The organism is Klebsiella sp. JB_Kp031, assembly GCF_040064295.1.
Taxonomy (GTDB): Bacteria; Pseudomonadota; Gammaproteobacteria; order Enterobacterales; family Enterobacteriaceae; genus Klebsiella; species Klebsiella quasipneumoniae.
In genome coordinates this window covers 26,096-34,378 of record NZ_JBEAJW010000007.1, presented here as the reverse complement: position 1 = coordinate 34,378, position 8,283 = coordinate 26,096, and the positions used below count along the sequence as shown (strand labels likewise).

Annotated in this window: 7 protein-coding genes and 1 pseudogene; all 8 read left to right on the top strand. The window is 52.7% G+C overall.

Features of this window, described 5'->3' with window-relative positions; genetic code table 11:
* A pseudogene (gene tuf / locus ABLV64_RS05385) lies at positions 1–128 on the top strand (elongation factor Tu); the annotation flags it as partial.
* 336 nt (positions 129–464) lie between these two features.
* Positions 465–848, top strand: coding sequence for a preprotein translocase subunit SecE (gene secE, locus ABLV64_RS05380; protein WP_002883772.1), 384 nt, complete (start codon positions 465–467; stop codon positions 846–848).
* Position 849: 1 nt separating this feature from the next.
* Entirely contained in the window at positions 850–1,395 is a 546-nt protein-coding gene (gene nusG, locus ABLV64_RS05375; RefSeq protein ID WP_001287521.1) for a transcription termination/antitermination protein NusG, read from the top strand.
* 156 nt (positions 1,396–1,551) lie between these two features.
* Entirely contained in the window at positions 1,552–1,980 is a 429-nt protein-coding gene (gene rplK, locus ABLV64_RS05370) for a 50S ribosomal protein L11 (protein ID WP_002884034.1), read from the top strand.
* Between the two features lie 3 nt (positions 1,981–1,983).
* The gene (gene rplA / locus ABLV64_RS05365; RefSeq protein WP_002884036.1) at positions 1,984–2,688 is read left to right on the top strand and encodes a 50S ribosomal protein L1; all 705 of its coding nucleotides are present in this window, start codon (positions 1,984–1,986) and stop codon (positions 2,686–2,688) included.
* Between the two features lie 289 nt (positions 2,689–2,977).
* Positions 2,978–3,475, top strand: a complete 498-nt coding sequence (gene rplJ / locus ABLV64_RS05360) for a 50S ribosomal protein L10 (protein ID WP_001207203.1) — start codon at positions 2,978–2,980, stop codon at positions 3,473–3,475.
* Between the two features lie 66 nt (positions 3,476–3,541).
* Positions 3,542–3,907 (top strand): 50S ribosomal protein L7/L12, encoded by a 366-nt coding sequence (rplL, locus tag ABLV64_RS05355; protein ID WP_002884142.1) that lies wholly within the window; start codon positions 3,542–3,544, stop codon positions 3,905–3,907.
* Between the two features lie 324 nt (positions 3,908–4,231).
* Positions 4,232–8,260, top strand: coding sequence for a DNA-directed RNA polymerase subunit beta (gene rpoB / locus ABLV64_RS05350; protein WP_004206758.1), 4,029 nt, complete (start codon positions 4,232–4,234; stop codon positions 8,258–8,260).
* Positions 8,261–8,283: the final 23 nt, after the last annotated feature.

Below are 8,283 nucleotides of genomic sequence, written 5' to 3'. Positions count from 1 at the left end.
CGGGCGACAACATCAAAATGGTTGTTACCCTGATCCACCCGATCGCGATGGACGATGGTCTGCGTTTCGCAATCCGTGAAGGCGGTCGTACCGTTGGCGCGGGCGTGGTTGCTAAAGTTCTCGGCTAATCGCTGATAACATTTGACGCAATGCGCAATAAAAGGGCATCATTTGATGCCCTTTTTGCACGCTTTCACACCAGAACCTGGCTCATCAGTGATTTTATTTGTCATAATCATTGCTGAGACAGGCTCTGAAGAGGGCGTTTATACACCAAACCATTCGAGCGATAGTGCGACGGCAATCAGCATCCTCCTTTGCGTTAGCAGGGCAGGGGCGACAAAACCGTCAGCGTTGAAGCAATTTGAATAGTTAAGTGTATAATCCGAAACTTAATTTCGGTTTGGATCGCCTCGCCCCCGCGGGGTGAAATTGTTTGTAGAATACTTCTGACAGGTTGGTTTATGAGTGCGAATACCGAAGCTCAAGGGAGCGGGCGCGGCCTGGAAGCGATGAAGTGGATTATCGTTGCCGTGCTGCTGATCGTGGCGATCGTGGGCAACTTCCTTTATCGCGACATTATGCTGGCGGTGCGTGCGCTGGCCGTGGTTATTCTTATTGCTGCTGCCGGTGGCGTCGCGCTGTTGACGACGAAAGGTAAGGCGACCGTTGCTTTTGCTCGCGAAGCGAGAACCGAAGTTCGTAAAGTGATTTGGCCGACTCGCCAGGAAACGCTGCATACTACGCTGATTGTTGCTGCTGTGACTGCAGTAATGTCACTGATCCTGTGGGGACTGGATGGTATTCTGGTTCGCCTGGTCTCCTTTATCACTGGCCTGAGGTTCTGAGATGTCTGAAGCTCCTAAAAAGCGCTGGTACGTCGTTCAGGCGTTTTCCGGTTTTGAAGGTCGCGTAGCCACGTCGCTGCGTGAACATATCAAATTACACAACATGGAAGAGTTATTTGGCGAAGTCATGGTCCCGACCGAAGAAGTGGTTGAGATCCGTGGCGGCCAGCGTCGCAAAAGCGAACGTAAATTCTTCCCAGGCTACGTTCTGGTCCAGATGGTCATGAACGACGCAAGCTGGCACCTGGTGCGCAGCGTGCCGCGCGTGATGGGCTTCATCGGCGGTACCTCTGACCGTCCGGCGCCGATCAGCGACAAAGAAGTCGACGCCATCATGAATCGTCTGCAACAGGTTGGCGATAAGCCGCGTCCGAAAACGCTGTTTGAACCGGGCGAAATGGTTCGCGTTAACGACGGTCCGTTCGCTGACTTTAACGGTGTGGTTGAAGAAGTGGACTATGAGAAGTCCCGCCTGAAAGTTTCCGTTTCTATCTTCGGTCGTGCGACTCCGGTAGAACTGGACTTCAGCCAGGTTGAGAAGGCGTAAGCCGGCGATCAAAAAAGCAGCGATTTAATCGTTGCATAGGGCGCGAAATTGGCATACAATTTCGCGCCTTTTGTTTTTATGGGCCCGGCCCGTAAAACGATGTTTAATCACGGGGAGCTTCTCTGAAGCGTTAATACCCAATTTGAGGATTTAAGAATGGCTAAGAAAGTCCAAGCCTACGTCAAGCTGCAGGTTGCAGCTGGTATGGCGAACCCGAGCCCGCCGGTCGGCCCAGCACTGGGTCAGCAGGGCGTGAACATCATGGAATTCTGCAAAGCGTTCAACGCCAAAACTGATTCCCTGGAGAAAGGTCTGCCGATCCCGGTTGTTATCACCGTTTACGCTGACCGTTCCTTTACCTTTGTTACCAAGACTCCGCCGGCTGCTGTTCTGCTGAAGAAAGCTGCAGGCATCAAGTCTGGTTCCGGTAAGCCGAACAAAGATAAAGTGGGTAAAATCTCCCGCGCTCAGCTGCAGGAAATCGCGCAGACCAAAGCTGCCGACATGACTGGTGCCGACATTGAAGCGATGACTCGCTCCATCGAAGGTACTGCACGTTCCATGGGCCTGGTAGTGGAGGACTAAGAAATGGCTAAACTGACCAAGCGCATGCGCGTGATCCGTGAGAAAGTTGATGCAACTAAACAGTACGACATCAACGAAGCCATCGCTCTGCTGAAAGAGCTGGCCACCGCTAAATTTACCGAAAGCGTAGACGTTGCCGTTAACCTCGGCATCGACGCTCGTAAATCTGACCAGAACGTCCGTGGCGCAACTGTACTGCCGCACGGTACTGGCCGTTCCGTTCGCGTAGCCGTATTTACCCAGGGCGCAAACGCTGAAGCTGCTAAAGCTGCAGGCGCTGAGCTGGTAGGTATGGAAGATCTGGCTGAGCAGATCAAAAAAGGCGAAATGAACTTTGACGTTGTTATTGCTTCTCCAGATGCAATGCGCGTTGTTGGCCAGCTGGGCCAGGTTCTGGGTCCGCGTGGCCTGATGCCGAACCCGAAAGTGGGTACCGTAACTCCGAACGTTGCTGAAGCGGTTAAAAACGCGAAAGCAGGTCAGGTTCGTTACCGTAACGACAAAAACGGCATCATCCACACCACCATCGGTAAAGTGGACTTTGACGCTGACAAACTGAAAGAAAACCTGGAAGCTCTGCTGGTTGCGCTGAAAAAAGCAAAACCGACTCAGGCGAAAGGCGTGTACATCAAGAAAGTTAGCATCTCCACCACCATGGGTGCAGGTGTTGCAGTAGATCAGGCTGGCCTGAACGCTTCTGCAAACTAATGCCTTTACGTGGGCGGTGATTTTGTCTACAATCTTCGCCCACGTTTGCTAACTAAGGTTAGCAGGTAACCGAATTGTTCGTTGGAGTCTGGCCTATCCAGACCTCCGTCGAAGACCGCAGGTGTTTCGCAAGAAACTTAATGCCCTGCGTAGACGGTGACAGAACGCTAAGATTATTTTTGGATATTCTGGCTTGTTTCTGCTCACCGTATTTAGACGCTCTTTTCGTTGAATTGAGTGAAGTGAGTTCCAGAGCATAGGCTCTGGCAAACATCCAGGAGCAAAGCTAATGGCTTTAAATCTTCAAGACAAACAAGCGATTGTTGCTGAAGTCAGCGAAGTAGCCAAAGGCGCGCTGTCTGCAGTAGTTGCGGATTCCCGTGGCGTAACTGTAGATAAAATGACTGAACTGCGTAAAGCAGGTCGTGAAGCTGGCGTATACATGCGTGTTGTTCGTAACACCCTGCTGCGCCGCGTCGTAGAAGGTACTCAGTTCGAGTGCCTGAAAGACACGTTTGTTGGTCCGACCCTGATTGCATACTCTATGGAACACCCGGGCGCTGCTGCTCGTCTGTTCAAAGAGTTCGCGAAAGCGAATGCAAAATTTGAGGTCAAAGCCGCTGCCTTTGAAGGTGAGCTGATCCCGGCGTCGCAGATCGACCGCCTGGCAACTCTGCCGACCTACGAAGAAGCAATTGCACGCCTGATGGCAACCATGAAAGAAGCTTCGGCTGGCAAACTGGTTCGTACTCTGGCTGCTGTACGCGATGCGAAAGAAGCTGCTTAATCGCAGTTATCTTTGTAAAGCATTCGCTTACGTATAAACTTATTCTGATATTCAGGAACAATTTAAATGTCTATCACTAAAGATCAAATCATTGAAGCAGTATCCGCTATGTCCGTAATGGACGTTGTTGAGCTGATCTCTGCAATGGAAGAAAAATTCGGTGTTTCCGCTGCTGCTGCTGTAGCTGTAGCTGCTGGCCCGGTTGAAGCTGCTGAAGAAAAAACTGAATTCGACGTAATTCTGAAAGCTGCTGGCGCTAACAAAGTTGCTGTTATCAAAGCAGTACGTGGCGCGACTGGCCTGGGTCTGAAAGAAGCTAAAGACCTGGTAGAATCTGCTCCGGCTGCACTGAAAGAAGGCATCAGCAAAGACGACGCTGAAGCTCTGAAAAAATCTCTGGAAGAAGCTGGCGCTGAAGTTGAAGTTAAATAAGCCAACCCTTCCGGTTGCAGCCTGAGAAATCAGGCTGAGGCTGGTGACTTTTTGGTCACCAGCCTTTTTGCGCTGTAAGGCGCCAGTAGCGTTTCACGCTGTTTGACTACTGGTTTGCCTCTCAATGCTTGTTTCTATCGACGACTTAATATACTGCGACAGGTTAGGGTTCCTGGGCTGTGTAAATCGCAATGAAATGGTTTAAGCGTGATAGCAACAGGCATTGCGGAAAGTGTTCCATTTTCCGGTCAACAAAATAGTGTTGCATAAAAAACTGCCCTCTGCGGGCAGATGGGTCGACTTGTCAGCGAGCTGAGGAACCCTATGGTTTACTCCTATACCGAGAAAAAACGTATTCGTAAGGATTTTGGTAAACGTCCACAAGTTCTGGATGTGCCATATCTCCTTTCTATCCAGCTTGACTCGTTCCAGAAGTTTATCGAGCAAGATCCTGAAGGGCAGTATGGTCTGGAAGCTGCTTTCCGTTCCGTATTCCCAATTCAGAGCTACAGCGGTAATTCCGAGCTGCAATACGTCAGCTACCGTCTGGGCGAACCGGTTTTTGACGTTAAAGAATGTCAGATCCGTGGCGTGACTTACTCTGCACCGCTGCGCGTAAAACTGCGTCTGGTGATCTACGAGCGCGAAGCGCCGGAAGGCACCGTCAAAGACATTAAAGAACAAGAAGTCTACATGGGCGAAATCCCGCTCATGACCGACAACGGTACCTTTGTCATCAACGGTACCGAGCGTGTTATCGTTTCTCAGCTGCACCGTAGCCCGGGCGTCTTCTTTGACAGTGACAAAGGTAAGACTCACTCATCCGGTAAGGTTCTGTATAACGCACGCATCATCCCTTACCGCGGTTCCTGGCTGGACTTCGAATTCGACCCGAAAGACAACCTGTTCGTTCGTATCGACCGTCGTCGTAAGCTGCCGGCTACCATCATCCTGCGCGCGCTGAATTACACCACTGAGCAGATCCTTGACCTGTTCTTCGAAAAAGTGGTCTTTGAAATTCGCGACAACAAGCTGCAGATGGAGCTGATTCCGGAGCGTCTGCGCGGCGAAACCGCCTCCTTCGATATCGAAGCCAACGGCAAAGTGTACGTTGAGAAAGGCCGTCGCATCACGGCTCGTCATATCCGTCAGCTGGAAAAAGACGATATCAAGCATATCGAAGTGCCGGTTGAATATATCGCGGGCAAAGTGGCGGCTAAAGACTATATCGATGAAGCGACTGGCGAACTGATCTGCCCGGCGAACATGGAGCTGAGCCTGGATCTGCTGGCTAAGCTGAGCCAGTCTGGCCACAAGCGCATCGAAACGCTGTTCACTAACGATCTGGACCACGGTCCATACATCTCTGAAACGGTACGCGTCGACCCGACTAACGATCGTCTGAGCGCGCTGGTAGAAATCTACCGCATGATGCGCCCTGGCGAGCCGCCGACTCGTGAAGCCGCTGAAAGCCTGTTTGAGAACCTGTTCTTCTCCGAAGACCGCTACGATCTGTCCGCGGTTGGTCGTATGAAGTTCAACCGTTCTCTGCTGCGCGACGAAATCGAAGGTTCCGGTATCCTGAGCAAAGACGACATCATTGAAGTGATGAAGAAGCTCATCGATATCCGTAACGGTAAAGGCGAAGTGGACGATATCGACCACCTCGGTAACCGTCGTATCCGTTCCGTTGGCGAAATGGCGGAGAACCAGTTCCGCGTTGGCCTGGTACGTGTAGAGCGTGCGGTGAAAGAGCGTCTGTCTCTGGGCGATCTGGATACCCTGATGCCTCAGGATATGATCAACGCCAAGCCGATTTCCGCAGCAGTGAAAGAGTTCTTTGGTTCCAGCCAGCTGTCTCAGTTTATGGACCAGAACAACCCGCTGTCTGAGATCACGCACAAACGTCGTATCTCCGCACTCGGCCCAGGCGGTCTGACCCGTGAGCGCGCAGGCTTCGAAGTTCGAGACGTACACCCGACTCACTATGGTCGCGTATGTCCAATCGAAACGCCTGAAGGTCCGAACATCGGTCTGATCAACTCCCTGTCCGTGTACGCGCAGACCAACGAATATGGCTTCCTTGAGACGCCGTATCGTAAAGTGACCGACGGTGTGGTTACTGACGAAATTCACTACCTGTCTGCTATCGAAGAAGGCAACTACGTTATCGCTCAGGCGAACTCCAACCTGGATGAAAACGGCCACTTCGTAGAAGACCTGGTGACCTGCCGTAGCAAAGGCGAATCCAGCTTGTTCAGCCGTGACCAGGTTGACTACATGGACGTATCCACCCAGCAGGTGGTATCCGTCGGTGCGTCCCTGATCCCGTTCCTGGAACACGATGACGCCAACCGTGCATTGATGGGTGCAAACATGCAACGTCAGGCCGTTCCGACTCTGCGCGCTGATAAGCCGCTGGTTGGTACCGGTATGGAACGTGCTGTGGCCGTCGACTCCGGTGTTACTGCGGTGGCTAAACGTGGCGGTACTGTTCAGTACGTGGATGCCTCCCGTATCGTTATCAAAGTTAACGAAGACGAGATGTACCCGGGCGAAGCAGGTATCGACATCTATAACCTGACTAAGTACACCCGTTCTAACCAGAACACCTGCATCAACCAGATGCCTTGCGTGTCCCTGGGCGAACCTATTGAGCGCGGCGACGTGCTGGCCGACGGCCCGTCCACCGACCTCGGTGAGCTGGCGCTGGGTCAGAACATGCGCGTAGCGTTCATGCCGTGGAACGGCTACAACTTCGAAGACTCCATCCTCGTTTCCGAGCGTGTTGTCCAGGAAGACCGTTTCACCACTATCCACATTCAGGAACTGGCGTGCGTGTCCCGTGACACCAAGCTGGGGCCGGAAGAGATCACCGCTGACATCCCGAACGTGGGTGAAGCTGCGCTCTCCAAACTGGATGAGTCCGGTATCGTTTATATCGGTGCGGAAGTGACCGGCGGCGACATTCTGGTTGGTAAGGTTACGCCGAAAGGTGAAACCCAGCTGACGCCGGAAGAGAAACTGCTGCGTGCGATCTTCGGTGAGAAAGCGTCTGACGTTAAAGACTCCTCTCTGCGCGTACCGAACGGTGTCTCTGGTACCGTTATCGACGTTCAGGTCTTTACCCGTGACGGCGTAGAAAAAGACAAACGTGCGCTGGAAATCGAAGAGATGCAGCTGAAGCAGGCCAAAAAAGACCTGTCTGAAGAACTGCAGATCCTCGAAGCCGGTCTGTTCAGTCGTATCTACGCGGTGCTGGTCTCCGGTGGCGTTGAAGCTGAGAAGCTCGACAAACTGCCGCGCGATCGCTGGCTGGAACTGGGCCTGACCGACGAAGAGAAACAAAATCAGCTGGAACAGCTGGCTGAGCAGTACGACGAACTGAAACACGAGTTCGAGAAAAAACTCGAAGCGAAACGCCGCAAAATCACCCAAGGCGACGATCTGGCACCGGGCGTGCTGAAGATTGTTAAGGTATACCTGGCCGTTAAACGCCGTATCCAGCCTGGTGACAAGATGGCGGGTCGTCACGGTAACAAGGGTGTTATCTCTAAGATCAACCCGATCGAAGATATGCCGCACGATGCTAACGGTACGCCGGTAGATATCGTCCTCAACCCGCTGGGCGTACCGTCTCGTATGAACATCGGTCAGATCCTGGAAACTCACCTGGGTATGGCTGCGAAAGGCATCGGCGATAAGATCAACGCCATGCTGAAACAGCAGCAGGAAGTCGCGAAACTGCGCGAGTTCATCCAGCGTGCCTACGATCTGGGCGCTGACGTTCGTCAGAAAGTTGACCTGAATACCTTCAGCGATGAAGAAGTTCTGCGTCTGGCTGAAAACCTGCGTAAAGGTATGCCGATCGCAACGCCGGTGTTCGACGGTGCGAAAGAAGCGGAAATTAAAGCGCTGCTGCAGCTGGGCGACCTGCCGACTTCCGGTCAGATCACCCTGTTCGACGGCCGCACCGGTGAGCAGTTCGAGCGTCCGGTAACCGTGGGTTACATGTACATGCTGAAACTGAACCACCTGGTCGACGACAAAATGCACGCGCGTTCCACCGGTTCTTACAGCCTGGTTACTCAGCAGCCGCTGGGTGGTAAGGCGCAGTTCGGTGGTCAGCGCTTCGGTGAGATGGAAGTGTGGGCGCTGGAAGCATACGGCGCAGCTTACACCCTGCAGGAAATGCTCACCGTTAAGTCTGATGACGTGAACGGTCGTACTAAGATGTATAAAAACATCGTGGACGGCAATCACCAGATGGAACCGGGCATGCCGGAATCCTTCAACGTACTGTTGAAAGAAATTCGCTCGCTGGGCATCAACATCGAACTGGAAGACGAGTAATTCTCGCTCAAACAGGTCACTGC

Coding starts and splice junctions, on each gene's coding strand:
- secE (WP_002883772.1), top strand. CDS start 465: ATGAGTGCGAATACCGAAGCTCAAGGGAGCGGGCGCGGCCTGGAAGCG.
- nusG (WP_001287521.1), top strand. CDS start 850: ATGTCTGAAGCTCCTAAAAAGCGCTGGTACGTCGTTCAGGCGTTTTCC.
- rplK (WP_002884034.1), top strand. CDS start 1,552: ATGGCTAAGAAAGTCCAAGCCTACGTCAAGCTGCAGGTTGCAGCTGGT.
- rplA (WP_002884036.1), top strand. CDS start 1,984: ATGGCTAAACTGACCAAGCGCATGCGCGTGATCCGTGAGAAAGTTGAT.
- rplJ (WP_001207203.1), top strand. CDS start 2,978: ATGGCTTTAAATCTTCAAGACAAACAAGCGATTGTTGCTGAAGTCAGC.
- rplL (WP_002884142.1), top strand. CDS start 3,542: ATGTCTATCACTAAAGATCAAATCATTGAAGCAGTATCCGCTATGTCC.
- rpoB (WP_004206758.1), top strand. CDS start 4,232: ATGGTTTACTCCTATACCGAGAAAAAACGTATTCGTAAGGATTTTGGT.